1 protein-coding gene is annotated in these 459 nt (G+C 60.6%); it reads left to right on the top strand.

What is annotated here, in order from left to right; genetic code table 11:
- Positions 1 to 314 (top strand): MerR family DNA-binding protein (locus SB753_RS34785; protein WP_410804574.1); only part of this gene is annotated, 314 nt, incomplete at its 5' end.
- Between the last annotated feature and the right edge of the window lie 145 nt (positions 315 to 459).

Here is a 459-nt window from a genome sequence, read left to right as displayed (position 1 = left end):
CGGCGAAGCACGTCGAGCGGCTGCGCTTCATCCGCAATTGCCGCGCGCTCGACATGACGCACGACGAAATTCGCGCGCTGCTGCGTCTGACCGACGCGCCGGCCAATGGCTGCGGCGGCATCAATAACCTCATCGACGAGCATATTGCGCACGTCGATACGCGTATCGACGAACTGCAACAGCTCAAGGCGCAATTGCACGTGCTGCGCGAGCAATGCCACGGCGAACAGGCGGTCGAAGACTGCGGCATCGTGCAAGGTCTCAGCGAAATGGACGTCAGCGCGCCGCGCACACGGCACACGCATCTCGGTTGATGCGGCCAGTCGAATCAACAATCGAATCCAGTTGGAGAAGCAACGTGTTTACATGTAGAAACCAGTCCTGCGGCGCGCAGTGGGAGCAGTCGGACGTCATCATCAAAAACGAAGGGCAAGGGCTTCTGTTCCGCTGCCCGCTGTG

This window comes from Paraburkholderia sp. SIMBA_053, assembly GCF_046534895.1.
Lineage (GTDB): Bacteria > Pseudomonadota > Gammaproteobacteria > Burkholderiales > Burkholderiaceae > Paraburkholderia > Paraburkholderia caledonica.
This window is presented reverse-complemented; position numbering and strand designations above follow the sequence as displayed.